27 protein-coding genes are annotated in these 26,108 nt (G+C 72.6%); 15 read left to right on the forward strand and 12 right to left on the reverse strand.

The features are described from left to right. Nucleotides 1–75: 75 nt before the first annotated feature. Nucleotides 76–693: a response regulator gene (locus tag Vau01_RS15050; RefSeq protein ID WP_203992664.1), complete on the reverse strand. Its 618-nt coding sequence runs from the start codon at nt 691–693 to the stop codon at nt 76–78. A gap of 111 nt (nt 694–804) precedes the next feature. On the opposite strand from Vau01_RS15050, the gene Vau01_RS15055 reads away from it, so the two are divergent. From Vau01_RS15055 to Vau01_RS15065, 3 genes are read left to right on the forward strand one after another with little or no spacing between them, the layout of a single operon-like run. Then, complete coding sequence (locus Vau01_RS15055; protein WP_203992441.1) at nt 805–1,080, forward strand: hypothetical protein; 276 nt, start codon at nt 805–807, stop codon at nt 1,078–1,080. Continuing rightward, nucleotides 1,077–1,412 (forward strand): hypothetical protein, encoded by a 336-nt coding sequence (locus Vau01_RS15060; RefSeq protein WP_203992444.1) that lies wholly within the window; start codon nt 1,077–1,079, stop codon nt 1,410–1,412. Before Vau01_RS15055 ends, Vau01_RS15060 begins: the two co-directional genes overlap by 4 nt. Nucleotides 1,413–1,465: 53 nt before the next feature. Next, the gene (locus Vau01_RS15065; protein ID WP_203992447.1) at nt 1,466–2,473 is read left to right on the forward strand and encodes an LLM class flavin-dependent oxidoreductase; all 1,008 of its coding nucleotides are present in this window, start codon (nt 1,466–1,468) and stop codon (nt 2,471–2,473) included. Here the strand turns inward: Vau01_RS15065 and Vau01_RS15070 are convergent. Beyond that, nucleotides 2,363–3,139: a maleylpyruvate isomerase family mycothiol-dependent enzyme gene (locus Vau01_RS15070; protein ID WP_203992449.1), complete on the reverse strand. Its 777-nt coding sequence runs from the start codon at nt 3,137–3,139 to the stop codon at nt 2,363–2,365. The two genes, Vau01_RS15065 and Vau01_RS15070, sit on opposite strands and share 111 nt — an antisense overlap. A 57-nt stretch (nt 3,140–3,196) precedes the next feature. Further along, entirely contained in the window at nt 3,197–4,171 is a 975-nt protein-coding gene (locus Vau01_RS15075) for an ArsR/SmtB family transcription factor (protein WP_203992451.1), read from the reverse strand. A 59-nt stretch (nt 4,172–4,230) separates the two neighbouring features. Between Vau01_RS15075 and Vau01_RS15080 the strand changes: the two genes are divergently transcribed. Genes Vau01_RS15080 through Vau01_RS15100 form a run of 5 tightly spaced genes read left to right on the forward strand, consistent with a single transcriptional unit; the run spans nt 4,231 to nt 7,486 of the window. After that, nucleotides 4,231–4,701: a pyridoxamine 5'-phosphate oxidase family protein gene (locus tag Vau01_RS15080; protein ID WP_203992453.1), complete on the forward strand. Its 471-nt coding sequence runs from the start codon at nt 4,231–4,233 to the stop codon at nt 4,699–4,701. A gap of 17 nt (nt 4,702–4,718) precedes the next feature. Then, nucleotides 4,719–5,888, forward strand: coding sequence for a trans-sulfuration enzyme family protein (locus Vau01_RS15085; protein WP_203992455.1), 1,170 nt, complete (start codon nt 4,719–4,721; stop codon nt 5,886–5,888). Between the two features lie 31 nt (nt 5,889–5,919). After that, nucleotides 5,920–6,516, forward strand: a complete 597-nt coding sequence (locus tag Vau01_RS15090; RefSeq protein ID WP_203992457.1) for a helix-turn-helix domain-containing protein — start codon at nt 5,920–5,922, stop codon at nt 6,514–6,516. Next, a complete protein-coding gene (locus tag Vau01_RS15095; protein ID WP_203992459.1) occupies nt 6,509–7,246 on the forward strand; it encodes a B3/B4 domain-containing protein in 738 nt (245 codons plus the stop codon). Before Vau01_RS15090 ends, Vau01_RS15095 begins: the two co-directional genes overlap by 8 nt. Before the next feature lie 54 nt (nt 7,247–7,300). Further along, a complete protein-coding gene (locus Vau01_RS15100; RefSeq protein ID WP_203992461.1) occupies nt 7,301–7,486 on the forward strand; it encodes a hypothetical protein in 186 nt (61 codons plus the stop codon). A 16-nt stretch (nt 7,487–7,502) separates the two neighbouring features. Here the strand turns inward: Vau01_RS15100 and Vau01_RS15105 are convergent, their stop codons facing one another. The 3 genes from Vau01_RS15105 to Vau01_RS15115 all read right to left on the reverse strand — a co-directional run bounded on the left by Vau01_RS15105 (nt 7,503) and on the right by Vau01_RS15115 (nt 10,650). Next, the gene (locus Vau01_RS15105) at nt 7,503–8,294 is read right to left on the reverse strand and encodes a zinc metalloprotease (protein WP_203992463.1); all 792 of its coding nucleotides are present in this window, start codon (nt 8,292–8,294) and stop codon (nt 7,503–7,505) included. A 7-nt stretch (nt 8,295–8,301) separates the two neighbouring features. Beyond that, on the reverse strand, nt 8,302–9,591 hold the full coding sequence (locus Vau01_RS15110) for a hypothetical protein (protein ID WP_203992465.1): 1,290 nt from the start codon (nt 9,589–9,591) through the stop codon (nt 8,302–8,304). 96 nt (nt 9,592–9,687) lie between these two features. Next, the gene (locus tag Vau01_RS15115) at nt 9,688–10,650 is read right to left on the reverse strand and encodes a helix-turn-helix transcriptional regulator (RefSeq protein ID WP_203992467.1); all 963 of its coding nucleotides are present in this window, start codon (nt 10,648–10,650) and stop codon (nt 9,688–9,690) included. An 86-nt stretch (nt 10,651–10,736) separates the two neighbouring features. Between Vau01_RS15115 and Vau01_RS15120 the strand changes: the two genes are divergently transcribed. Continuing rightward, complete coding sequence (locus Vau01_RS15120; protein WP_239151595.1) at nt 10,737–11,138, forward strand: RidA family protein; 402 nt, start codon at nt 10,737–10,739, stop codon at nt 11,136–11,138. A gap of 27 nt (nt 11,139–11,165) precedes the next feature. Next, a complete protein-coding gene (locus Vau01_RS15125) occupies nt 11,166–11,642 on the forward strand; it encodes a DUF488 domain-containing protein (protein ID WP_203992469.1) in 477 nt (158 codons plus the stop codon). Nucleotide 11,643: 1 nt separating this feature from the next. On the opposite strand, the gene Vau01_RS15130 is transcribed toward Vau01_RS15125, so the two are convergent. Then, nucleotides 11,644–13,488: a Xaa-Pro dipeptidyl-peptidase gene (locus Vau01_RS15130; RefSeq protein WP_239151596.1), complete on the reverse strand. Its 1,845-nt coding sequence runs from the start codon at nt 13,486–13,488 to the stop codon at nt 11,644–11,646. Between the two features lie 124 nt (nt 13,489–13,612). Further along, nucleotides 13,613–14,818, reverse strand: coding sequence for a calcium-binding protein (locus Vau01_RS15135; RefSeq protein ID WP_203992473.1), 1,206 nt, complete (start codon nt 14,816–14,818; stop codon nt 13,613–13,615). A gap of 123 nt (nt 14,819–14,941) precedes the next feature. On the opposite strand from Vau01_RS15135, the gene Vau01_RS64620 reads away from it, so the two are divergent. The 5 genes from Vau01_RS64620 (at nt 14,942) to Vau01_RS15160 (ending at nt 22,173) form a co-directional block, all read left to right on the forward strand. After that, a complete protein-coding gene (locus tag Vau01_RS64620) occupies nt 14,942–17,800 on the forward strand; it encodes a helix-turn-helix transcriptional regulator (RefSeq protein WP_203992475.1) in 2,859 nt (952 codons plus the stop codon). Between the two features lie 78 nt (nt 17,801–17,878). Continuing rightward, complete coding sequence (locus Vau01_RS15145) at nt 17,879–18,886, forward strand: GNAT family protein (protein ID WP_203992478.1); 1,008 nt, start codon at nt 17,879–17,881, stop codon at nt 18,884–18,886. After that, on the forward strand, nt 18,877–19,647 hold the full coding sequence (locus Vau01_RS15150) for a hypothetical protein (protein WP_203992481.1): 771 nt from the start codon (nt 18,877–18,879) through the stop codon (nt 19,645–19,647). The genes Vau01_RS15145 and Vau01_RS15150 overlap by 10 nt, the downstream gene beginning before the upstream one ends. Continuing rightward, nucleotides 19,644–20,891 (forward strand): hypothetical protein, encoded by a 1,248-nt coding sequence (locus Vau01_RS15155; RefSeq protein ID WP_203992484.1) that lies wholly within the window; start codon nt 19,644–19,646, stop codon nt 20,889–20,891. Before Vau01_RS15150 ends, Vau01_RS15155 begins: the two co-directional genes overlap by 4 nt. After that, nucleotides 20,878–22,173 carry a phenylacetate--CoA ligase family protein gene (locus Vau01_RS15160; protein WP_203992487.1) on the forward strand — a complete coding sequence of 432 codons (1,296 nt, stop codon included), beginning with the start codon at nt 20,878–20,880 and terminating at the stop codon, nt 22,171–22,173. Before Vau01_RS15155 ends, Vau01_RS15160 begins: the two co-directional genes overlap by 14 nt. On the opposite strand, the gene Vau01_RS15165 is transcribed toward Vau01_RS15160, so the two are convergent. The 4 genes from Vau01_RS15165 to Vau01_RS15180 are packed head-to-tail and all read right to left on the reverse strand — an operon-like array spanning nt 22,145 to nt 26,069. Next, on the reverse strand, nt 22,145–22,909 hold the full coding sequence (locus Vau01_RS15165) for a hypothetical protein (RefSeq protein ID WP_203992490.1): 765 nt from the start codon (nt 22,907–22,909) through the stop codon (nt 22,145–22,147). The genes Vau01_RS15160 and Vau01_RS15165 overlap by 29 nt on opposite strands. Before the next feature lie 3 nt (nt 22,910–22,912). After that, nucleotides 22,913–24,127, reverse strand: coding sequence for an ATP-grasp domain-containing protein (locus Vau01_RS15170; RefSeq protein WP_203992493.1), 1,215 nt, complete (start codon nt 24,125–24,127; stop codon nt 22,913–22,915). Further along, complete coding sequence (locus Vau01_RS15175) at nt 24,124–25,053, reverse strand: glycosyltransferase family 2 protein (protein ID WP_203992496.1); 930 nt, start codon at nt 25,051–25,053, stop codon at nt 24,124–24,126. The genes Vau01_RS15170 and Vau01_RS15175 overlap by 4 nt, the downstream gene beginning before the upstream one ends. Then, nucleotides 25,050–26,069, reverse strand: a complete 1,020-nt coding sequence (locus Vau01_RS15180) for an NAD-dependent epimerase/dehydratase family protein (protein WP_203992498.1) — start codon at nt 26,067–26,069, stop codon at nt 25,050–25,052. The genes Vau01_RS15175 and Vau01_RS15180 overlap by 4 nt, the downstream gene beginning before the upstream one ends. Nucleotides 26,070–26,108 lie beyond the last annotated feature (39 nt).

The raw sequence follows: 26,108 nt of genomic DNA on the forward strand, positions 1-26,108 counted from the left end.
GCCGCCTCGATCGGTACAGGGCCATGCAGCGAAGATCCCCGACGCGACCCCGGCGGGCATGAGTAGAACTACCTACTACTCGAGACCGTTCTCGAGCGCGTAGCGCACCAGCGCGCTGCGGTTGTGCAACTGGAGCTTGCCGAGCGTGTTCTGCACGTGGTTCTGCACCGTGCGGACCGAGACCGCCAGTTCCTCCGCCACGTCCTTGTACGACAGGCCCTTGGCGACCAGTCGCAGCACCTCGGTCTCCCGGGCGGTGAGCCGGGGCCGTCCCGTCGGGGCGGTGGCCAGCTTCCGGTACTCGCCGAGCACGAGGCCGGCCAGTCCGGCGGTGAAGACAGCCTCGCCGTCGGCCGTGCGCCGCACCGCGTCGAGGAACTCCCGCCGGCCGGCCGATTTCACCAGATAGCCGGTGGCGCCGGCCTTCAACGCGTCGAGGACGTCCCGCTGCTCCCCGCTGGCGGACAGCATGAGGATGCGGACGGTCGGCACGACGTCGAGCAGGCCGCGGATCACCTCGACGCCGGACAGGTCGGCGAGCTGCAGGTCGAGTACGACCACGTCGGGCCGGGCCGCGGGAGCCACCCGCAGCGCCTGGGCACCCTCACCGATGACGGCGGTGACCTCGTAACCGGCGTCGGTCAGATCCCGGGCCACCCCGTCACGCCACATCGGGTGGTCGTCGACCACCATCACCCGCACGGTCACAGCCGCCACGATAAGGGTCACTGTCGCCCGCCCCGCTGCAAGACGAGCAGGCCGCCGGCACTGCCGTTCGTATCACGTGCGTAGTACGCTGAACAGGTGCCCTACGAGTGGGACGATTGGGCACTTGCCGCCCTCTTCAGTATCGAATCGGACGAAGTGCGGCAGGTGCTCGAGGCCAAGCGGCGCTGGCCGCGACGCGCGACCAGCGCTACCGGCGTCGCCGTCCTGACCGTGTGGGGGCGGACTGCGACGGGGCGGCCGCTCATCGTCGCCGTCTATCACCGGGCCGGCCGCACGTGGAAGATCATCGGGGCACGCGACATGACCGACGAGGAGCTGAGCGAGTTCGGTCGGTGGGAGGAGACACCATGAGTGAGATGCCGCAGACGCCCGAAGACGTGACCGCGTTCCTGGACGGTCTCGCGTTCGAACCCTCGACCGGCCCGCAGGACGAGGCGGCGCTGCTGGACTCGTTGCCGCCCGCGGGCTCGGCTGTCATGGTCGTCCGCTCGCTTCGCCTGCCGCTCGAGCTCGACCAGGCCGCCGCTGTCGCCGCCAAGGCGGCGGGAATCCCGAAGACCAGCTGGATCCGGCAGGCCATCGAGATGGCGCTGGCCGTCGAGGCCGAGGACGACCAGCCCATCTCCCGCGCCGAGGCACTGCGCGCCCTGACCCTGCTCCGCCCGGCGCGTCACGTGGCCTGACTTCGCCGGCCACTGACAGTACGTGTCAGGGATCGGTCGTAGCGTTCCGGCGTGTGAAGGTCGGCATGATGGTGTTCCTGGCCAATGAGAGCGCGGGCAACACCGCGCGTCCCTACGAGACGATCCGCGCGGTGGTGCGGCAGGCGGAGGCGGACGGCTTCGACAGCGTCTGGCTCCCCGACCACTTCCTCTATCGCAAGCCCGATACGCCCACCAGGGGCGTGTGGGAATGCTGGACGATGCTGGCCGCGCTGGCCGAGGCGACTCAGCGGATCGAGATCGGCACCCTCGTCCTGTGCAATTCTTTCCGGAATCCGGCCCTCCTCGCCAAGATGGCGACCGCCGCCGACGAGGTGAGCGACGGTCGCCTGATCCTCGGCGTCGGTGCGGGGTGGAACGAGCCGGAGTATCGGGCGTTCGGGTTCCCGTTCGACCACCGCGTCGACCGGTTCGAGGAAGCCCTGCAGGTTCTCACGCCGCTCCTGCGCGACGGGCACGTCGACTTCGCCGGACGGTACTACCAGGCGCGCGACTGCGACGACGTGCCGCGCGGTCCGCGGCCGGCCGGGCCGCCGTTGCTGGTGGGCGGCGAGGGTCCGCGCATGCTCGGGCTCGTCGCGCGGCACGCGGACCTGTGGAACACCGGCTACATGGGCACTCCCGACACGATGCTGGCGCCGATCGCGCGGATCGAAGCGGCGTGCCGGCAGGTCGGTCGCGACCCGGCGACGCTCGGCGTCACGGCCCTCATCGGCCTCTGGTTCCCGGACCTCAACGCCGAGAAACCGGCCTTCTTCCCCGATCCGTTGACCGGCACGGCCACGGAGATCGCGGCCGCGCTGCGCGGTTACGAGGACCTCGGCGTGCGGCATGTGATGGTCCAGTGCCAGCCGTACACCGCGGAGACGCGCCGGCGCCTCGCCGACGCGCTCCGGATCTACCGGGACGGGTCAGCCGGCGTCGTGGGCGGTGCTGTCGAGCCAGTGTCGGGCGAGGTCGGCGTCGCCGACGACGGTGACGTCGGTGAGCGGGAGTCGGCGGGTCAGGGTCAGCAACAGTGACTGCGCCGGGCCGGTCACCGTGACATCGGCCGGCCGCGTTCCGGGCTGCCACCTCGCGCCGTCGGGCCGCCGCTCGATGAACCAGGCCCCCGTGTCGGTGGCCTGCCACTGCAGGGTCTGGCCGGTGCCGCGGATGGCGTGGGCGGACTCGGACCGGCGCAGCTCCCACGTGGGCGAGGTGAGCATCGCGAAGTGGTTGCTGATGAGCGCGGCCGCGACGTCGGGGGCGATGTCGGCCGGCCGGCCCGCCGCGTTGGCCGCGTCGAAGCCGTGGACGACCGCCTCGTTGACGGAGCTGGTCAGCCAGAACTGCCCACCGGTCCGCCCGTCCGCGGCGGCGTTGAACACCGGCGCGTCGAGCGCGTCGTCGGAGCAGGCGGCTGCGACCCGCCGCGCCGACTCCGACAGCCACGCCGTCCACTCGCCCGGGTCGGTGGGGAGCACGGCCACCTCGGTGGGCAGCTGTGCGGGGTCGGTGATGCGCCGCTCGATGATCTCCGCGACCCAGTGCTGGGTCTGGCCGACGTGCTCGACCAGCTCGGTGACGGTCCACCCCGGGGTTGTCGGCACGGCGGCGTCGGGTCCGGCCGCGGCGGCCGATTCCGCCAGTCGTCCGGTGTATTCGACGATCGCCCGGCGGGCGCGGTCAGCGTTCAGCTCGGTCATCGGATTGTCCTTCCGCAGGTTTCGTTGTGCTGTCTGAGACTCCGCGTGCCGGCCAAACTAATCGGCGACGGGACGGCAGAGAGTGTCGCCCGCCAGCGTCCGGGCGTAGACGACCCGGCGGCCCTCCCGCCGGCGGGTGACAAGTCCGGCCCGGCGCAGGACCGTCAGGTGGTCGCTGATTCCGCCGGCGCTGACGCTCATCCGGCCGGCGAGGTCGAGGGTGGCGGTCGGACGTTCGAGCTCCCGCAGGATGCGGGCCCGGCGGTGGCCGATCAGCGACTCCAGGGCCCCGTCGTGGACGTCGGCCGGCTCCCACAGGTCCCCGATTCCCCGCGGTGGGTAGACGAGGGCCGGGTCCCAGGGCGGGTCGGTCCGTGGCCAGACCAGTGGCCAGGTGAACGCCGACGGGATGAGGAGCAGGCCGCGGCCGGCGAGGTCGACGTCGACCGTCCGCACCGCCGGCCGGACGGTGAGCCGGTCGGCCTCCCACCGCACCGACGGGTGCAGGTCGGCGAACGCCGCCCGCGACCCGACCGCGACCAGGCTCCGGGCGCGGGCGGTGAGCTCCGCTTCGAGCAGTGCCGAGATCCTGGTCCACCGGGGCGCCAGGACCGAGTCCCAGAGCGCCCGCATCTCCCCCACCAGCGCGCCGAGCGCCCCGGCCGGATCCTCGACGAACGGGCGGGCGCCGACCGGCAGGCCGTCGGCGTAGCGGTGCGTGATCTCGGCGACGACCTGCTCCGGTGACGTCGCGGCGACCCGGTCCAGCTCGGTCTCGACGGTCGGGTGCGGCTCGCGCGGCGGCGGGCTGACGAAGACCGGCCAGTACGGTCCGCCGAACGGGGTCGCGGCGTCGAGCAGCGACAGGTCGAGGCCGCGCGTTCGCGGCGCCGCCCACTCCGACCAGCGCCGGTGCACCGCGTACCGGTCCGGCCGCCGCAGCACGTAGAAGGCGCCGATCAGCTCCATCAGCGGCGCTACGGCGAACCGGGTCCGCAACAGGTCGTCCTGGCCGAAGCGGTAGCGGATCACGGATTCAGCCTAGGCCGAATCTCTCGGTGCGGACGCTGCCGCCGGTCTACAAACGACCCATGACTGACGAGACGGCGCGGACGATCATCGACGCCAACAGCTACCTGACGCTCGCCACGGCCGACGCCGACGGCAAGCCGTGGGCCACGCCCGTCTGGTTCGCCGCGGACGAGTACACCGACTTCATCTGGCTCTCCCGGCCGACCACCCGGCACTCGACCAACATCGCCGCCCGCCCGGACGTCGGGATCGTCGTCTTCGACTCGACCGTGCCGATCAACCAGGGCCAGGCCGTGTACGTGGAGGCGGTGGCAGGGGAGGTACCGGCCGCCGAGGTCGAACGGGCGGTAGCGGTCTTCTCGGCCCGGTCGGTCGCCCGGGGCGGCAGGCCCTACCGGGCGGCGGACGTCGTCGAACCGGCCGGCTTCCGGCTCTACCGGGCCCGGGCGGTGGCGCACTACGTGCTCGACGCGCACGACAGCCGCGTCCCGGTCGCCCCGGGCAGGAAGGCTTCCGGACCTGCCCGGTGAGGGGGTAGGAAACCCTGGTGAACACGTACCGGCCCGGCCGCGACCACACGTCCCGCACGTTTCCCGTCGTCCCGCCGATCTACCAGACGACCACGTTCGAGCTCGACGACACCTCCTACGCCGACATCCAGGGGACCGGCGGGCTGCACGAGACGTGGTACTCGCGCTTCGGCAACCCCACCGTCGACGCCGCGGCGGCCGAGGTCGCCCGGCTGCACGGCGCCGCCCGGTCGCTGATGACGGCCAGCGGCATGGCGGCCGTCGCGACGACGCTGGTGACGCTCCTGCGCAGCGGCGACACGGTGGTGGCGTCTAAGCAGGTGTACGGCGACACCGACGACCTGTTGACGCGCGACCTGCCGGCGCTCGGCATCACGGTGATACGCGTCGACGCCTTCGACACCGACGGGTGGGAACGCGCCGTCGCCGAGCACCGGCCGACGGTCCTCTACGGCGAGACGCTGTCGAACCCGCAGCTGCGTCTCATGAACATTCCCGCCGTCGCGGACATCGCGCACGCGGCCGGAGCGCGCCTGGTCGTGGACAACACGTTCGCGACGCCGTTCTGCACGCGTCCGCTCGCGCTCGGCGCCGACGTCGTCGTCGAGTCCGCGACCAAGTTCCTGGCCGGCCACTCCGACGTCGTCGCGGGCGCCGTGACCGTCGACGACGAGGCGCTCGCCGAGGAGGTGCAGCGGCGCCTGATCACGTTCGGCGGCTGCCTGGACCCGCACGCGGCGTTCCTGGCGTGGCGCGGGATGCGGACGTTCGGCGTCCGGCTGGCCGAGGCGTGCCGGTCGGCCGAGATCATCGCGACCAAGCTGGCGGAGGAGCCGGACATCGAGCACGTCCGCCACCCGAGCCGGCTCGACCACCCGGACGCCGGCGCCGTCGTCGACGCGGTGATGCCCGGTGCGAGGGGCGCGATGCTCAGCCTCGTGTTCGCCGGCGGTGACGAGCGCGTCCTGCGGGTGCTGCGGCGCCTGCGGGTGGCGGTCGAGGCCACCAGCCTGGGCGGCGTGGAGACGCTGGCGAGCGTCCCCTTCAATTCGTCCCATTTCAATATGACGCCGCAGCAGCGCGCGGACGCCGGCATCCCGCCGGGGATGCTGCGCCTGTCGGTCGGCCTCGAGGGCGCGGACGAGCTGATCGCCGACCTGCGGCAGGCGATCGCCGCCACCAGTTGACTGCACTCGATCATGCACTATATTGCACCTCGTGGACGAGAGTACGGCGGCGTTGGCGGGCGTGATCGGCGCCCGGGTCCGCCAGGAACGGCTGTCGCGGACCTGGACGCTGGACCAGCTGGCGGACGCGGCGGGCGTCAGCCGGCGGATGCTGGTCAACGTCGAGCAGGGGGTGACCAACCCCAGCGTCGGGACGTTGCTGCGGCTCAGTGACGCCCTGGGCATCGGCCTGCCGGCGCTGGTCGAGCCGCCGGAGCCGGCGGCGCTCAGGGTCACCCGCAACGGTGCCGGCGTCGCGCTGTGGACCAGCGACGCCGGCGGTCGCGGCGTGCTGGTGGCCGGGACCGGGCCGCCCGACGTGGTCGAACTGTGGGACTGGACGCTCGCGCCGGGCGACCGGCACGCCAGCGAACCCCACTCGGCCGGTACCAGGGAGCTGATCCAGGTCCGGGACGGCGCCGTCACCATGGAGGTGGCCGGCGACCCGGTCGTCCTCGATCCGGGTGACGCGCTCGCGTTCCCCGGCACCGTCGCCCACTCCTACGCCAACACCGGCCCGGTGCCGGCACGGTTCTCGCTGGCCGTGTTCCAGCCCGATGTGGGATCGAGGGGGAACCGCCGTGGCTGACCTTCGCGATGTCCTCGACGACGCCGAGGTCGCGCCGGACGTGTTCGCCCTGCGTCCGGACTACCGGGCGCTGTTGATCGCCGTGGACGGGCTGATCCCGGGTCCCGGCGACGCCGACAGCGAGGCACTCCTGCGGCAGGCCGAGTCCGCGGCCGGAAAGCTGCTCGCCGGCACCGCCGTCGACAAACTGCCCCACATCGCCGCCTGGCGGGACGCCTACCGCGCGTTCGGAGCCAAGCCGCAGCGCACCCGCAACAGCCTGGAGGCGCTGACCCGCCGGACCGCGACCGGCCTGCCCCGCGTCAACCGGCTCACCGACGTCTACAACGCCGTCTCGGTGCTGCACCAGGTCCCGCTCGGCGGCGAGGACCTGGCCGGCTACCACGGCAGCCCGCGACTCCTGCGCGCCACCGGCAGCGAGCCCTTCAACACCGTCGCCGACGGGACGGTGGTGGTCGAGCACCCCGACCCGGGCGAGGTCGTGTGGTGCGACGACGCCGGCGTCACCTGCCGGCGCTGGAACTGGCGCCAGGGACGCCGTACCCAGCTCACGGCCGACACCACCACGGCGCTGTTCATCCTGGACGCCCTCGCGCCCCTGACGGACCATGCGCTGACCGCAGCCGCCGACGATCTGGTGGGCCACCTCCGACGCGCCGCCCCCGACCTCCAGGTCACCACCCGCCTGTTCCGCGACGCAGCCGCCGAACGGGCGGTCCCACGGGCGTAGTCTTCGCGGAAGGTCACGTGACGAACCCCCGCCCGGGCCGGGGAGGGAGCGGACATGGGAAAGAGGACGCGGGTCGCCCGCGAACTTCGCTACCACCACCCGTCGGAACATCCCTGGCCGGACTGGGAACGTCCCGATGACGACGACGGTGACGGCGGTGCCCACGTCCGCGAGCCGCGCACACCGCTCCCCCACGGCCCGGGGGCGGCGGCGATGCGGGACCTGCCGCGGGTCGTCTGACCGACGTCGCGGGGGCTCAACCGCCCGGATTGATCATGCAGTGGGTCTTCATTTCCGCGCCCTGCGCGGTGGTGATTTCGGTGTTGTCCTGCGAGGGTTCGCAGGACGTGCGGAAGGGCCACACCCCCGACGGGCCGCACATCAGGTTGCCCTCGTCCGACACGTGGTCCAGGCTCAGGTAATGACCCAGTTCGTGGGCGATCAGGACGCCGGTGAACTGCGGGGTCCACGATAGTTCCACCACGGTGCCCGACATGTTGACCAGCGAATCCTTGCTGCACGGTCCGGGGCTGGGTGATCGGCCCGCCAACGCGCCCATGGTCTGCACCACGAAGAGGTCGACGGCGCCCGGGCGGCCGCTGAAGTGCACGGTGAGCGAGACCGCTCCGGTGAGGCTGGTGATGTCCGCGAAGCCGGCCGCGTCGGCGACCGGAATCCGGCCCCACTCGATGCGTCGGACCCCGAGGTCGACCTGCGCGTACAGGTCGCGCACCAGTTGCAGCGCGTACTGCAGCTTCGCCACCTGGTCCACGTCGACCACGCCGGAGAAGTCGGGCTCGTGCCCGACCAGGAACACGACGAGGTCGACCGACGGTCCGGACACGGTCTCCAGGTGCCGCCGCAGCGACCGGGTGGTCGGCGCGACGGCGGTGCCGGATCCGGGCAGGACGTCGGACCAGGCCAGCTCTCCGAACAGGCGGGCGTCGTCGTCGCGGTGGATGTAGCCGTACACGTCTGCGTTGACGGACAGGTCACCGGTCTTGTCCAGGTGGCGTTCGGCGATCTCCCGCAGCGACAGCGTCGTCATGACGGTCTCAGCCCAGCATCAGCAGCACGGGGATCAGCCCGGTGCCGGTGTCCAGCGGCGCGAGGGCCTTGCCGATGATCGCGCCGATCGCCTTCACGGGATCGTCGGCCCGCATCGCGTGCCCCTCGGTCGTCGACGTGGTGAGCAGGTCACCGATTCCGATCGGGCCGTGACCGGCGTCGGCCCGGCAGTACACCCGGCCGGCAATCGCCACGGGTACGCGTTGTCCACCGGGTCTGGACGCCAGGCGCAGCGCGGGCTGGAAGTCACCGGCACCCGAGGCGACCCCGACGACCCGCCTGTCGAGCGCGGCCGCGGCGGGTGCCACCCGGTCGGGTCCGACGGCCACCACCACCGCGCCGGGCGCCACCGGTGCCGCGGTGTCGAAGTCCTCGGCGACGTCGGCGCCCATGAGCTTGATGTCGCCGGCACTCCCGTCGAGAAGGATCCGGTCCGCACCGGTGTCGTCGCGGACCTGGATGTCACCCGCGTTGCCCTCCCCGCCGACGGTCAGCGTGGCGGAGCCGCCGTTCATGTAGAACACGTCGCGTCCGCCGAGATCGCGGACGCGGAGGTCGCCTTCCTTGTCCACCGCGCCGACGGTCAACGTCGCGTCGGTCGCGCTGGCCCAGACGGTGGCGTTGTCGTCGACGTCGCGGAGGAAGAACCGGCCGGCCCGGTCCGCCCCGCCGACCGTCACCGTCGCGTCGTCACCGTTGAGAACGATGGATCCCCCGCCGTGGCCGTGACGCACGACGATCTCACCCTCGTTGCCGATGGTGCCGACGTCCAGGGTCGCGCTCTGCCCGTTCAGGTGGAAGGCGGCACGTCCGTTCGTGTCGTTGACGACGACGTCGCCCCCGCTGCCGTCGGCGCCGACGTACAGCGTCGCGTTGTCGCTGTTCAGGTGGAACACGTCGGTTCCGGCGCCGTCACGGACGACGACGTGGCCGCCGTTGCCCTCCACGCCGGCGTGGACCGTCGCGTCGGAGCCGCGCAGCAGGATGGTCTCGTCCTCCCCGTCGCCCATGACGTGGACACTCCCGGGACGTCCCGGCAGCCACCCCACGCCGCCTCCCGGGCCGGGAACGTCCACCTCGAAGGGGACGCCGGGTGCGCCGACGGTCAGCCTGGCGGTCCCGGCGCGGAACTTCAGGACCTCGGTGCGGCGGCCGTCGGCCTCCCCGTGTATCGACAGATTTCCGGTGCGGTCAAGGCGAGCGGTCTCGTTGCCGGCCGCGTCGTCGAGAATGAGGTCGTGCCGCTCGATCGTGACGTCTTCGTCGAAGGTGGGCATGGTCGGGGGCTCCTTGCCGTTGCCGGGCACCAGTCACAATGGTCGATGCCGGCCACGGCGTACCCCCAGTGTCCGCCATGTGACGCTCCGGGAGCATCAGTGGCCTTCATGCCGACACGCGTACCGGTCGGCGAACGCGCTCGCCCGGTCCCGTAGGGCGTCGCGCAACGACTCCGGCGCGAGCGCCTCCGCGCCCATGCTCAGCTGCCACAGCGCCCACTCCGCGTGCCGCGAGTCCTGGAACGTGACCTCCAGCCGCAGCCAGCCGTCCGCCTCGGGTTGTTCGGCGCGGACGGCCACAGCGGCGTCGAGCAGGTCCTCGCGGCGGGCCGGGCTCACCCGCACCAGCACCGTGAGATGGCCGTCGGACAGGAACCGGTCGCGGCGGTCCCGCCAGATGCGGTCGAGGTCGACGCGGCTCGGGCGCTGCGCGGGTTCGGGGAGTGCCTCGGCGGCCAGCACCCGCGACAGCCGGTAGGTGCGGTCGGCGCCGGACCTCGTCGCCAGCAGGTAGCCGCGGTCGCGGACCGTCACGAGGCCGATCGGGTCCACCGTGCGCCACTGCGGCGGCTGGTTCGTGGCCGCGTAGTGGATGCGCAGTTTGTGCCCGGCGAGCACCGCGCGCCGGACCTCGACCATCGTCTCGCGAGGCACCTCCTCGGTGACCACCTTGCGGGACAGCAGGTCGGTCTCCGGCTCGACGAGGAACCGGCTGGCGGCGTCGCTCGCGGTGGCTCGGTGGCTTTCCGGCAACGCGTCGACCACCTTGCGCATGGCCGAGGCGAGTGCCGGGCGGAGGCCGAAGAAACCGGCGGTCAGCAGAGCGAGGGCCTCGTCGTGGTTCAGCCCGGTGAGCTCGGTGCGGAATCCGGGCAGCAGGGCGAAGCCGCCGTGCCGGCCACGGTCGGCGTGGACCGGGACGCCGGCCGCCGACAGCGCCTCGATGTCGCGCAGCACCGTGCGGGTGGACACCTCCAGCTCGCGGGCCAGCGTGTCGGCGGTCAGCCGGCCGCGCTGGCGCAGCAGCAGAACCAGCGAGACCAGCCGGTCGGCACGCATCCGGAAACTCTAACGGAATACATGACAGAGGATGTCGTGATTTGTTGCGAGAGTCCCGAGGGAGATCGAGAACGAACGGAGCTGATGTGGCAGTGGAACGAACGGCGGTCAACCCGGTGGCGTGGTCGAAGGAGCTGGGATTCAACCAGGGTGAGCTCGTCTCCGGGCACACCCGCACCCTGTACTGCTCCGGACAGACCGCGATGGACGCCGACGGCCGGCCCCAGCACGACGGTGACATGGCCGCACAGCTGGCGCTGAGCCTCGACAACCTGGCGGCGGTGCTCGACGGGGCCGGCATGTCGCTGGCGAACCTCGTCCGGCTCACCGTCTACACCACCGACGTCGACCAGCTGTTCCCGCACTACGGCGTGCTGGCGGCACGGCTGGGCGCCGCCGGCGTGGCACCGGCCACCACGATGCTCGGGGTCACCCGGCTGGCGGTACCCGGTCAGCTGATCGAACTTGAGGGAACCGCCGTCGCGTGATGCGCTTACCGCCAGGGGTGATTTCCGATGAGCGGAATGGTGACGATCGGCGTCTACGGCTTCGACGCCGAATCCTTCCTGCGAAGGCTGGAGCGGGCAAAGGTCAAAACCTTGTTGGACGTGCGTCAGCGCCGCGGTGTGCGCGGACCCGAGTACGCGTGGGCGAACTCGCAGCGGCTGCAGGCCGCGCTCGCCGGAGCCGGCATCACCTACGAGCACCACCCGGAGCTCGCGCCGACCACCGAGCTACGCCGGCTCCAGTACGCCGAGGACGACCGCCGGGGCGTCGGCAAGCGCTCGCGCCTCGAACTCGCCGACGGGTACGCCCGCCGCTACACCACCGAGATCCTCGACCACGCCGACCTCGCCGGGATCGTGCCGCGGAGCGGAACAGCGGCGCTGCTCTGTGTCGAGCGCGACCCCGAGGCCTGCCACCGGTCGCTGATCGCCCGGCGGTTGACCGAGCGGCACGGCGTCACGGTCGAGCACCTGCTTCCGGAGTGACCTACGGGATCACCTCGATGGCCGGCGGGTCGGGTGCCGGCGCGGTCGTCACCGCCGGTGCGCGGTCGGGTGAGTCGAGCCGGACGGGTCCGGCGAACGGGAGCGTGAGCCGGCTGCCGGCGAGATCCACCTGGACGGTCGCGCCGCTCGACGTGGCCGACGTGTAGTCGCGGTCGCTCTGGCTCACCACGAGCCCGAGCACGTGCCCGGTCGCGAGCACGAAGTCGTGCGGCTGGAACCGCACGGTCATCGTGTACCAGGTGCCCGGCTCCAGCGGCGTGGGACTGCTCAACGACCCGAAGTGCGACGCCTCCAGCCAACCCCGCGTGAGCACCGCGTGGTCGGTGGCGACGACGTCCTCGACCGTGTCGAAGTAGCACGCGTCGTCGGCCGCGGTCGACTCGCCCCAGCACGACTCCGTGGTCTGCCGGACGATGCCGCCCGACGAGTTGGCGTAGTTCACCCGGTTCGCGGTGCCGTAGTCGACCAGCCGGACGGTGAGGTTGGTCGTCGGCCGGTCCACGCTGACCCGCAGCGTCACCGACGCCGTGCCCGACACGCGCAGCGACGCCGGCACCGGCGCGGAGAGGAACGTCAGCCGCCCGCCCACGGGCGTGCCGGGATCGGCGACGAGTTCGCGCTCGCGCAGGGTCGGGTTGTCGGTGAACGACAGCGTTCCGGCGACCGGCCGCAGCCCGAGCGTCCCCTCGCCCAACCGCAGCGGGACCGGCAGCGACGGCGCGGGCCACGTCGGCTCGTCGACCCACTGCCCCGGCGCGCGTTCGATCGTGGCCTGCGGCTCGCGCATGATGCCGTTGTTCACGCCCTTGAGCCAGTACTCGAACCACCGGTCCAGCGTGCGCACCCACTCGGCGCGGCGGACGTCGAACGGGTCGGTGTGCGCCTGCTGGTACAGCCAGATCTTCCGGGGGACGCGCTGCCGGGCGAGCGCCGTCCACCACGCTCCGAACTGCGTGGTGGTCACGTTGGTGTCGTTGAGGCCGTGCGCGATCAGCACGCTCGCCCGCACCCGGCCGGCGTCCGGCCGGAAGTCGCGCTCGTCCCAGTAGGCGTTGCGGTTGCCGGTCGCGTCGTCGGTGCCGGCGGTGATCCCGGCGACCACCGGTGCGCAGGCGGCGGCCGGCCGGCCGGTGATCAGGTTGTGCAGGAACACGTGGTGCCGCCGCGACCGGACGACGCCGCCGAACCGGCTGTAGTCGTACCAGCTCGAGATCGCCGAGATCGGCACGATCGTGGCGAGGCCGGGCACGCCGGTGGCGGCCACGCCGTTGGCGATCGAGCCGTCCCAGGACTTGCCGATCATTCCGACCCGGCCGGTGCTCCACCCCGCCGTCGCACCCGTGCCGTCGGCGTGGAAACCCGCGGCCCGCCCGTTCAGCCAGTCGATGGCCGCCTTGACCGCGAGGATCTCCTCGCGACCACCGACGTCGGCACATCCGGTGGACCGGCTGGTGCCGGCCGCGTCGACGGCGGCGAACGCGTACCCGCGGGGGACGAAGTAGTTGTCGTAGAACAGCGGGAACTTGGTGACGGTGCCGTCGGCGGCGTACTCCTTGCGCTCGTTCTCCAGGCCGCGGCCGCAGCACTGGTAGTACGGCGAGGCCACCATCACGACCGGAACCCGGATCCCCCGGGCCGCGGCCTCGCGCGGCCGCACGATGTCGACCGTCACCCGGTCGGGTTGCCCGTCGGCGTCGTTGTCGAGCGGCGTCTGCACCTGCACGCTCTCCCGTACCGCGTCGGCATAGGAGTACCGCGGCGGCGCGGCGGAACCGGGCTGAGGGACAAAAGAAAAACCAGCGGTGACGCCCACCAGAGCGGACACGACGAACCTGATCCTTCGGCCACCCATGTCGACGGGCGCCCCCTCCCGCACAGTGAACGACGCCGGTCAATGCTATGACGGTCGATGCGCATGTCAAGACCGGCGCCGTCCGCGGTGTCGGTGATCAGACCTCGCAGCCGAGCTCCGTGTCGGCGAAGTCGGTGTTGCACGTGTCGTAGCCGAAGCTGCCCTCGGCGACGTCGACGGCGGCATCGCCGACCGTGTTGATGGTGTCGTCACCGGTGTTGCCGTTGAGGTGGTTGGACAACGCGTTTCCGGTGAGCACGTCGCCCCGGCTACCGCCGATCGCATCCTCCACGTCGGCGCCGTTGTTGTCGCCTTCGCCCGGTACCCCGTCGTCGGCGAGCCCGTCCAGGCTGATGGTGAGGGCATCGGTGCGCGCGCTGTAGTTCGCCAGGTCGACGCCGGCCCCGCCGGAGAAGCTGTCGGTGCCGTCCACGGCCGAGGCCGAGGCGATCCCGGTGTCGTCACCGTCCCCGCCGCGCAACACGTCGTCGTCCGCCTGGCCGGCCAGTGTGTCGTTGCCATCGTCGCCCAGGAGCTCGTCGTCGCCGTCGTTGCCGAGGAGAGCGTCATTGCCGTCGCCACCGGACAGGATGTCGTCGTCACCACCGCCGAGCAGCCGATCCGTTCCCGCATGCCCCCAGATGCTGTCCCTGCCTCCGCCGCCGGTCAGGACGTCGTTTCCGGCGAAGCCGAGGATGCTGTCCGCCTGGGTGCCGCCGGTGATGGTGTCGTGGCCGTCGCGACCGACGAGGATGGCGGCACGGGTGCCGGCGGAACAGTCGATGATGTCGTCGCCGGCGTTGCCGTCGACAAAGCCGGTGGCGGCGTTGCCGAGGATCTTGTCGGGACCGGCGCCGCCGATGACCTCCTCCACATCGATGTTGTTGTTGTCGTTCTCGAAGAGCGTCCCGTCGTTGGCGACGCCGTCCAACGTGACGGTCACACCGCCGGTTCGGGCGCCGTAGGACACCCGGTCGGTTCCCGCGCCGCCGACGAAACTGTCGGTGCCGTCCGCCGCACCGGCTTCGGCGACGAAGGTGTCGTTGAGGGTTCCGCCGTCGAAGAAGTCGTTGCCCTGGCCCAGGCAGGCCGTGTCGTTACCGCCCAGGCCCGAAACCGTGTCGTTGCCGCCGAAAGCCGCGATGACATCGTTTCCGGCGGTGCCGGTGATCACGTCGTTTCCGGCGGTGCCCACAATGGTCGCCGCCAGGCCGTTGCAGGTCGCCGGCGCGGCCCGCGCGGGCGTCGTCGGTGTCGCCAGTGACCCCGCCGTGATCAGCATGACGAGCCAGATCTTCCGCATGTTTCCCTCCTCGGGATGGGTCCGGTCAGGCTCAGCAACCGTGCGGCATAAGGCGGGCCGGACACATCGGGAGCAGCGACTTATGCGCCGCCGTCGGTGTCCTTACACACGGCTGGTGCGGCCGTGTGGCGGAAGGCGATGATGCCGGGCGTGTACCTCGTCGGGCGCGGCGCGGAACTGGCCCGCCTGGACGCGGCGTTGGCGGGCGCCGGGTCCGGGAGCGGCTCGGCGGTGTTCGTGGCGGGTGAGGCCGGCATCGGCAAGACCCGTCTGGTCACCGAGTTCGCCGAGCGGACCCGCCGGGGTGGCGCCACGGTGCTGATCGGGCGTTGCATCGACCTGATCGGGCCGGGCATGCCGTACATGGCGGTGGCCGAGGCGCTGCGCGGCCTGCCGGTCCCCGGCGTCCGGGCACCCGGCCCGGAGCACCCGGCGCGCCTGTTCGAGGAGGTACGCGCCGTCCTGGAACGCCTGGCGCACGCCGGCCCGGTGCTCGTGGTGCTCGAAGACCTGCATTGGGCGGACGCGTCCACTCTCGACCTGGTGTCGTTCCTGGCATATGCGATCCGCGACCTCGCGGTGCTGCTCGTCGGCACCTTCCGCGTCGACGACCCGCATTCGAACGGGCCGCTGGGACGCCAGACAGGTGGACTGTTGCGGGCCCGGGCGGCCGACCTGGTCGAACTCGGTCCGTTGCACGACGACGAGATCCGGATCCTGCTGCACGAGGCCGCCGGAACGGCCCTTCCCGACGCGCTGACCGGCGCCATCTGCCGACGCTCCGCCGGCAACCCGTTCTTCGCCGAGGAACTGTTCGCCGCGTCGGTGCGCGGTGAACCGGCGCTGCCACGCCTGCTCCGCGACGCGCTGCTGCTGCGGGTCGCGGGCCTGGACTCCGGCGTGCTCCAGGTCGCCGCGGCGGTCGGCCGGGACGTGCCGTACCGGCTGTTGGTCGCGACCGTCCCGCGGCCACCGGCGGACCTGCTCGACGCCCTGCGGGCGGCCGTCGAGCACGCCGTGCTCGTGCCCGACCAGTCGGCCGGTACCTTCCGCTTCCGGCACGCGTTGCTGGCGGAGGCGGTGTATTCGACGCTGATCCCGGGCGAACGCGAGGAACTGCACGCCCGGTTGGCCGGCGCGATCGCCGCTGATCCAGGACTGCTCGGCCGGGTCGCGGTCGCCGGTGAGTTGGCTCAGCACTGGGCGGCGGCCGACCGCCCGGCCGAAGCGCTGGTCGCCTCGATCGAGGCGGCGCGGCACGCGGAGGCGGTGTGTGGCCTCGCGGAAGCGGCCCGGTACCTGGAACGCGCGATCGACCTGTGGCACCGGGTCCCCGGCGCGGCGGACCTGACCGGCCTGTCGCGGGCCGGCCTGCTCACCCGGGCGGCCGAGCTGGTCGACCTGACCGGTGGCGGGCCACGTGCGGCGCAGCTTGCCCGCGAGGCGATCGGCCTGCTGGACGAGCGCGCCGAGCCGACGCGTGTCGGCCTGCTGTACGAGCGGCTCGGCAGCTATCTGCTGCCAATCGGGGACCGCTCCGCCGGCCTGGCCGCCTGCGAACGTGCGGTGGGCCTCGTTCCGCCGGCGCCGCCATCGGTCGAACGGGCCCGCGTCCTCACCACTCTCGGGAACGCCCTCCAGCTGTCCTGGCGACACGCCGACTCGCGGCTGGTGTGCGAGGAGGCGCTGAGCGCCGCCGCGGCGGCCCACGACGACGGGCCGGCGCTGCGCGCCCGTGGCTGCCTCGGCGTCGACCTGTGCTACCTCGGCCGGCCCGACGACGGCCTGGCACACGTGGCGGAGGCCCGGCGGCGGGCCGCGCTGCACGGCACGCCCCGCGACGTCGTCCACGGTTTCGCGTACCACTGCGAGGTGTTGGTGACCTGCGGCCGGTTCCACGAGGCGGGCCGGGTGGCCCTGGACGGGCTGGAGACGGCCCGTCGGCTGGGCGTCGGACGCACCTTCGGCGCGTTGCTCGCCGCCTACGCCGCGGAGGCCCTCCTGGAGACCGGTGACTGGGCGCGCAGCGACGGGTTGCTCGACGCCGCCACGCGGGACGGAACGACGTTCTGGAGCCACTATCCGCGACTGTTGCGGGCGCAACTGGCGATCGGGCGGGGTGACCTGGACGCGGCCCGGGAGCATCTGGAGTCGGGCGTGCAGGGTGCCCGGGAGCCCTCGTCGGCCGCCAGATACTGGCGCCTGGTCACCGAACTGGCCTTGTGGGAATGCCGGCCCGAGGCGGCGCTGACCGCCGTCGACGACGGGCTCCGCGAGGCGGTGGGCGTCCACCGGCTGCGCCTGAGCGCACTCGGCCTACGGGCGGCGGCCCAGACGGCGGCGCTCGCCGACGTGCGTCAGGACCGCCGGTCCGCCCGGACGATGCGCCGGCACGCGGATCGACTGCTGTGCGAGGCACGCGACGCCACAGCGGCGGCCGCCGCCGTGACCCCCGACGCCACCGGCTGGCGGGCGATCGCGGAAGCCGAGCATGGCCAGATCGACAGCGGGACGACGTCGGATGGATGGCACGCCGCGATGGATGCCTGGGACGCCCTCGATCGCCCCTACCTCGCCGCCTACTGCCGCTGGCGGTACGCCCAGGCACTCCTGGCGGGCGGTGCGCCGGAAGCCGCCAACCCGCCCGCGCGCCAGGCCCACCGGATGGCGGTCCGGCTCGGCGCCCGGCCACTCCAGCGCGAACTGGAACTGCTCGCCCAACGCGGCCGGCTCGATCTCGCCGGGTTGGCGGGGACGCCACAGCCGCCGGCCGCACACGTCCTCGGCCTCACCGCGCGCGAATGCGAGGTGGCGCGGCTGCTGACCCGTGGCTACACCAACCGCCAGATCGCCGCCGAACTCACCATCAGCGCCAAGACAGCCAGCGTGCACGTCACTCACATCATGCGCAAACTCGGCGTGTCGAGCCGGATCGAGGCGGCGACCGTCACCCACCAGCTGCTCGGTCAGGCCGATCCGTGATTCCCGGCGGAAGCCGCCGCAGGTCGTTGCCCTATCGGCACATGGACAGCCGCGTGGGTGGTATGCAGACTGGACGGGATGGATCTCACCGCGACGGTTGTCGATCCACTGTCGATGCCGGTTCCGGCCGCGTGGAACGACTTCGCGGAACGCGAACGGTTGCTGCCGATGTGGCGGTCCGAGGTGCTCGCCGCCGCCGACTGGTGCGGTGCGGGCCGGGCGTCGATGGTCCTGGTGCGCCGCAGGAGCACGGGGTACGGCGACGCGGCGCCGATCGCGCTCTTCCACGCGGAGCATCCCGCCGTGCGGCGGGGTCGCTTCGCCCGGCCGGCACCGGTCGGGCGGCGGGTCGTGGCGATCTGCCGGCTCGCGGCGAGCACCAACGGCGCCGGTGCGGCGTTCGCGGCCGGCCTGTCGACGGAGGAGAAGATCGCGGCGGTGCGCGCGTTCGAGCGTGCGCTGGGTCGTGGTCTGCCGATCGCGTACCGCGAGGTGACCGCCGGGGACGTGCCCGTCCTGGGTGGTGGCCGGCGGTTGCGCCGGCCGCTGGCGCCGCGGATGAGCATCGCCAACGGGTGGGGCGACGTCGACGGGTACCTGCGGTCGCTCAACCCCAAGTGGCGCTCGCAGCTGGCGAAGATCCGGCGCACCGTCGCCGCCGACCCCGACGTCCGCTGCGCGGTCGAGGCCCGCGTCGACGCCGCCGAGGCCGCCTGGCTGCTGGAGACCGTCCGGGCGCGGTACGCCGGACGGTGGGCGCGCCCGCCGGTGCCGGCCCGGTATCTGGACCTGTTGATGGACCGCCCGGACGTCAGCGTGCTGGCCTACCGCAACGCCGCCGGGCGGCTGCTGGGGTACTCGCTGGTCCACGACGACGGCGAGCGGCTCCTGCTGATCCTGTGGGGCGCGCGGCGCGACACCGACGGCGGGCGCCGCGACCTCTACTTCGACCAGTACCTGCGGCTGGTCGAGTGGATGATCCGCGACGGGCGGCGGAACCTGGTGCTGGGCAAGGGAATGGCCGGCATCAAGGCCCGGTACGGTGCCGAGCCGGTGCCGCTGTGGGGGCTGGCCGGGTGGCGCTGACCTGTCCGCAGTGCGGCACGGCCGGCCGGCTCACCACGGTCCGCCGCCGGTGGCGCCGGCCGTCCTGCTGGTGCGGCCGCTGCGGTGCCTCGATGCCCGCGTCGGCCGTCGTCGACCGCCCGGTGAACGCGGCGCCGCCGCCGGCAAACGCGCCGCCGGGCATCACGCCGCCGGGCATCACGCCGCCCGCGAACGCGCCGCCCGCGACGGCACCCGCGGATCCGCTCGTCGCGATCATGCCCCCGGACATGGCGGAGTGGGTCGTGCGCCGGCACGGCGGCACCGCGCCCACCCGGCTCGACCGGGCCGTCGTCTACCAGCTCTACCGGGCCTGGGACGAGACCACCGCGTCCGATCTCCCGCCGTTCTCCACCGTCGTCGGCGCGCTGCACGCCGCGGCGTACGACCTCGACGCGGCCTACCCGGACGCGGCCGGCCGGCCGGGGCTGCGCGAGCGGGCCGGCCACGCGCGCGCCTGGCTGTACCGGTACGCGCCGGACCGCTGCTGGATCCTCGGCCCGCCACGCGATCCGGCCGACCCCGGCCCGGTCCGCGACGCCCTCGCGGCGATCCGCGCCGGTGCCGAGCCGACCGCGGACACGGCACGGGCGGCGCGGCGCGCGCTGTTCGGCGTCGACGGCGGACCCGGGCTGCGCGGCCTGCGCCAGGTGTTCGGCGACGAAACGATCGCGGCGGCGCTCGACGAGTACCTGCGCAGCGGTGCGCGTCCGCTGCGCGACCGGGCCGAGGCATCTCCGTGACCGCGCCGGCGCGCATCCGGCTGCCCACGTTCGCCGCGCTGATCTTCGGGCGGGGCGCGTACCGCCTGGCGGCGCTGGTGTCGACGGTGGCGCTGCTGCCGCTGTGGGGCGCCGACCGCTACGGGACCTACGCCGGCGCCGTCGCGATCTTCTCGTGGATCATCGCGCTGCTGGTGGCCGGCCCGGAGAAGACGGTGCTGAAGCTGCTGCCGCGGGCGCCGCGCACGGGTCCGCTCATCATCCACGCGGCCGGCGCGCTGCTGTGGGTGCTGCCGGTGCCGGCGCTGGCGGCGTTCGCGACCGCCGCGGCGCTCGCCCCGCACGGCCCGGTGGCCGTCTACCTCGGGGTGGCGGCGATGTCCACCACCACCGGCGTGCTGCTGCTCCTGGTCGGCCTGCACCGGGCGGTCGGCCGGCCCTGGTACGACGCGCGCGCCTTCCTGCTCCTCACCGTGGCGCAGGTCGGCCTGCTCGGCCTGGCGGCCCTCGGGCTCGGCCCGCTCGGGTACGTCGCCGGCATGGTCGCCGTGCAGACCGCGCTGTGCGTGGTGCTGCTGACCCGGCTGGGCCGGCCGTCGCTGGCCATCCGGGCCCGGCCCGCGTTCGTCCGCCGGATCTGGTGCACGGTGGTGCTGATGGGCAGCCCCGACGTGTGCCTCTACCTGAGCACCGGCGTGCTCGTGGCGCTGCTGTCCGCGTCCTCGTTCCACGACCAGGTCGGCCCGTTCGTCGCGGTCGACATCGTGTGGTCCGCGGGCGTCAACTTCCTGATCTACGCGTTGCGGGTCTACACGCCCTGGGTGTCGGTGCGGCTGATCGGTGCGCGCGGAGCCGCCGCCCGGCACGCCGCCCGGCGCATCGCCGCCTGGGTGATCGCCGGCGACCTGGCCTACGTCGCGGCCGGCGTGACATTGCTGGCCGCGACGGACGTGTTCGACGCGACCGGCAACCCCGTGATCGTGTGGGGCGTCCTGTTCGCCGCGCAGACCCCGATGCTGGTCGCCCTGATCCTCGCCGGTTACCTGGTGGAGAACTCCGACGCGCCGTCCACCCGGATCACCGCGCTGGCGACGGCCATGGGCCTGCTCGCCGCCACCGCCGCCGGCCTGGTGGCGGTGCCGCTGGCCGGCGGGGTCGGCGTGCTCATCGCGTTCGCGACCGCCGGGATCGTGCAGGCCGCCACGCTCCGGATCAAGCTGACCCGTCCGGCACCGGTCAAGGAGGACGTCCATGTTGCTGCGTGAGATCGCGTACGTGCCGCTGACGCTCGTGCGCCAGTACGGCGGCCGGGCGGGCCTGCGCCGGTACCAGTTGCGCCGGCTGAACCGCATGCTCGCCCACGCGGACGCGAACGTCCCCTACTACCGCGGCACCCTCCCCCGGCTGGACTCCCTCGCCGACCTGGCCCGGCTGCCGATGGTGACCAAGTCGATCATGCGGAGCACGCCGAACCGGGAGTTCGTCGCCGACGGGGTGGACACCGACGACTGCCTGGCGTGGTCGAGCAGCGGCACCACCGGCATGCGGGTGACCGGCTGGCACGACATGAACGCCCACGACTACCACATGGCCGCCTGCGTCCGCCGGTTCTTCGCGACCCGCCGCTACCTGCCGACGGATCGGCTGGCCCACATCAAGCCGAACCCGATGCCCCCGCGCGTCATCGAGAAGGTGGGCCTGTTCCGGCGTTACCTCATCCTGTCGACCGACCCGCCGGCCACCTGGGTCGCGCGCCTGCTCGCGTACCGGCCCCGCGTCCTCATCGGCTATCCGGTGCATCTCCGGGAACTGCTCCGCACGATGACCGACGACGAGCGGACGCAACTGACGAAGCACCTGCGGCTCCTGCTGACCGAGTCGGAACTGCTGGTGCCGGCGAACCGCGCCGCGCTCGAACGGGGCTTCAGGGTGCCGGTCCGCGACGAGTACTCGTCGTTCGAGACGCTGAACATCTACTTCGAGTGCCACCACGGCGGCCGGCACATCGCCGAGGACCGCGTCTACGTCGAGGTGGTCGACGACGACGGGACCGTGCTGCCCGACGGCACGGAGGGGCAGTTGGTGGTGACGGCGTTCCACGAACGCGCGATGCCGCTGGTGCGCTACCTCATCGGCGACATCGGCCGGATCTCGCCGACGCCGTGCCGGTGCGGTCGACGGTTCCGGACGATGACGCTCACCAGCGGCCGGATGAACGACTCCGTCGTGCTCCCCGACGGGACGAAGGTCTTCGGCGACATCTTCACCAGCGTCGCGATGGTCGAGCCCGGCGTCGCGGAGCTGTACGTGCGTCAGGACGCCGCCGGCACCGTCCGGGTGTTCGTCGTGCCCGACGGTTCCCTCCCCGCCGACGCCGTGCTGGCCAACACCGAGCGGACGCTGCTCCGCGAAACCGGCGTCGAGCTGCCGCTGGAGATGCGCATCGGTGACCGGGTGCCGCTCACGGGCGCCGGCAAGGCCCAGGTGGTGGTCAGCGAGTACGCGCCGGCCGTGGCGGTCAACCGGGCGGCGAATCGGATGGGCTGACCGGTTCGAGCACCGGCGTCCGGTGCCGCGCGCATGTCGCCAGGCGCAGGTTCCCCGCACCGGGCGGGACCATCGCCAGCAGGGTCGGCCGGCGCCTCCGTAGCAGCGAGAACGCCAGCCGGCCGTCCCGCTCCGCAGCGTGGACGACGTTGATGTCCAGATGCAGCCCGCCGCAGTCCGGGTGGCGGGCGCCGAGGTAGCCGAGCGTCGGGTCGTGCAGCAGCAGCGGGCCGGGCGGCGCCGAGCCGTCGGCCACGCGCGCGAGGTCGACGCGCGGCACCGTCACCGGGTCCGGCCAGTCGACCGGGCCGACCAGGAGCACCGGCGCCCGCACCGCATCGAGCGTGGCGGCGTTCGTGCCGCACCGGTCGGCGGCCACCGCGTCGGCGCCGAGCAGAACGGCGTAGCGGACCCGGCGGGTCAGGCGCGGGAGGTCGACGAGCGCGCGGCGGACCTCGACGACGGTGCCGGCGGCGGGCAGCAGCCCGGCGATCCGCAGCGCGCCCACCAGTTGACGCGGGTCCGGAGTCCACAGTGGAAGGTCGCGGTCCGGCCGCCACGGTCGCCGGAACGGGCACAGCTCGTACGGCGGATCCGGCACCGCCGCCGTCGGCGTGGGCACCGGCTCGTCGAGCAGGCGGCCGGCCGCCGCGCACTGCGACCGGTAGAAGGTGACCTCGCGGAACGCCCGCCGCACCACCCGCCGGTAACGCCGGTCGGTCACGCGCTCGGTCACGGCTCACGCGGTGACACGGGCGCCCTCGAAGTCCAGCACCAGGACGTCGAGCGCCGCGGCCAGCCGCGCCCGCGCGGCGGCCGGGTCGGGCCCGGTGACCACGAGGTAGCCGACCTTGCTGGCAGACTGGTCGAACGGCCGGACCGGGTCGCCGGGCTCGGCGTACACCTCGCAGCACACGACACCCGGCAGCGCCCGCGCCTCCTGAACGCCGGAGACGGCGGACAGCACGCCGTCGGTGGCCAGCGGCGAGGCCAGCACGTGGATGATGCCCGTGTCCCGGCGGGTCGGCGTGAGGAGATCGGCGAACGGCTCGCCCGTCGCGAGGGAGACGAGCGCGGCCACCGTGTCGACCCCGTACACGTGCCGCATCAGCAACGGGACGGAGTTGCCGCACAGCCGCGCGTTGGCCTCGATGACCGCGAACGTGCCGTCGTCGCGCAGGACGACGTCGAGGTTGGCCGACCCGTCGACGAGGTCGATGGCCCGGCACAACCGTTCGGCGGATTCGGCGAGGGCGGCCCGGGTGGCGTCGGCGAGGGGCGCCGGGCAGAGGTGGCCACCGATGACGAAGTGCGGGCCCGGCATCATCCGCTTCTCGGTGATGCCGGTGAACGCCGCGGCGCCGTCGCACATGAACACGTCGACCGTGAGGTTGCGCCCGGCGAGGAACTCCTCGACGAGCAGCGGGCCGCCCGCGGCGGTGAACCTGCCGGCGTACGCCAGCGCCGCCGGCAGGTCGGCCGGCCGCTCGACGAGGCTGACGCCCTTGCTGCCGGACGTGTCCGGCGGCTTGACCACCACGGGAAAGCCGAACTCGTGCGCGGCCCGGGTGAGCACCGCGCGATCGGCGCTCTGGCGCCAGCGGTATACCGGCACGCCGGCGGCGCGGACCACCTCGTGGAAGACGGCCTTGTCCACCGACGCGCGCACCGCGCCGGCCGGGTAGCGGTACGGCGTCCCGTACCGGCGGCACAGCTCGTGCCAGGTCCACAGGCCCGCGTCGCTCGCGGCGGCGACCACCGACGTGGGCCGGCGGCCGCCGAGCGCGGCGACGATGCCGTCGGAGTCCCTGGTGCTGACCGGCAGCCACTCGTCGGCGTGCGCCAGCGCGGGACGGTCGCCGCGCACGTCGACGCCGATCGTGGGGATGCCGCGGCGGCGCGCCTCCAGGTAGACCGGCAGCTGGTCCTCGCTCGCGCCGAGAATCAGCATCATCGGGCCGACTCCAGGTTCACGGGTTCGGCGAAGAGCGAGTCCTCCGGCGCTATCGGGATGTTGGCCTCGCGGACGTAGTACAACCGGGGCCGCACCGATCCGCGGACCAGCCGGTGCACGTAGGCGGCCAGCACCGCGACCGCGGCCAGCAGCACCGCCTCGCCCGCGCGGGCGCCGACCGTCCCGGCGAGCACCACCGCCGGCAGCACGCCGGCGACGGCCAGGTAGATCCAGACCAGCGGCCGTAGCGAGAAGCCGAAGAACAGCTCGCCACTGTGGGCGAACAACCGCCACACCGCCCAGCGGGACCCGCCGTTCCGGCGCCGGCGGTGCGCGACGTCGACGGTCGCGAAGCGGGCACCGAGCAACGGCATCGTGGCGACGAAGTAGGGCGTGGCGAGCCGCAGGTCGACGGCCCGGCGCGCGACACTCGCCCGCACCACGCGGAACACCGACGAGCCGTAGACGAGGTGCACGCCGAACAGCGTCTGCGCCATCCGTTGCTGCACCGCCGAGCCGAGCCGGCGGAACAGCGGGTCGTGCCGCTCACGCCGGATGCCGTAGACCACGTCGTAGCCTTCGAGCGCCTTGGCGATCAGCTTCGGCGCCTCGGCCGGCGGCGACTGCTGATCGGCGTCGAGCTGCACGACCCAGGTGCGGCTCGCGTAGCGGAAACCCGCGCCGTGCGCCGCCTCCAGACCGAAGTTCCGCGAGAAGGACAGGTAGCGGACGCGGGAATCCTTGTCGCACAAAGCCTTCACCTTGGCGAGGGTGCCGTCGGTCGAGCCGTCGTCGACGAACAGGATCTCCAGGTCGGGATAGCCGGACAGGGCGGCGTCGATCGCGGCGTAGACGTCGTCGACCTGGTCGACCTCGTTGTAGCAGGGGATGAACGCGGTGACCGACGGCGGGGACGCCTCGCTCATGACCGGCTCTCGGTGAACGCGGCCAACCACGACGGCGGCAGGTTGCGCGTCACCTCTATCGCGTCGAACACCGAGGGCTCGCGCGGACCCTGCCCGCGGACCCAGGCGGCCATCGCCGCGAGCCCGTCGCGCAGCGGCATCTCCTCGCCGGTGATGCCGAAGACCTTGCGCACCTTCTCGTGGTTGGCGTACGCCTCCCGCACCTCGTTGCGGGCCGACAGATGGGCGGTGCGCAACGGCACACCCATGGCGTCGGCGGTCATCCGGGCGAGTTCGTTCAGCGAGCTGACGGTGTCGCCGCCGATGTTGAACGTCTCGTTGAACGCGGCCTCGTTCGTGACCGACCGGGCGATCACCGGTGCCACGTCGCTGATGTGGCTGAACGCGCGCACCTGTTCGCCGTCGCCGAAGATGGTGAACGGCTCGCCGCGCAGTGCCTGGTTCATGAAGATGCCGATGACATTGCGGTACCGGTCACCGATGTTCTGACATTCACCGTAGACGTTGTGTGGCCGGAAGACGATGTAGGGCAACCCGAACATCTCGTAGGTGACCCGCAGTTCCTGCTCGACCGCGAGCTTCGCGATGCCGTAGGGGTCCTCCGGCGCGGGTGGCAGGTCCTCGCTCATCGGCACCTGGTTGCTGCCGTACACCGCGATCGACGACGTGAAGACGAAGCAGCGCACGGTGCCGGCGTTGACCGCGGCATTGAGGAGCACGACGCTGCCGATCACGTTGTTGGTGTAGTTGAACCGTTTGATGAAATGGCTCAACCCCTCGGCGGCGTAGGCGGCGAGATGGAACACGTAGTCGAACCGGAACTCCGCGAAGAGCGCGTTGACGGCCGGTGCGTCGCACACGCTGCCGAGGCGGAACTCGGCGCCCTCGGGGACATTGCTGTGCGAGCCGCCGCTGAGATCGTCGAGCACGATCACCCGGTGCCCCTCGGCGAGCAGGCACCGGGCCAGATTGGAGCCGATGAACCCCGCTCCGCCGGTCACCAATGAGGTCAACATCGTCGTCGCTTCCCTTCTGAAAAGCTTCCCTTCTGGGGA

Origin of the sequence: Virgisporangium aurantiacum, from assembly GCF_016863635.1 — a bacterium.
Classification (GTDB): domain Bacteria; phylum Actinomycetota; class Actinomycetes; order Mycobacteriales; family Micromonosporaceae; genus Virgisporangium; species Virgisporangium aurantiacum.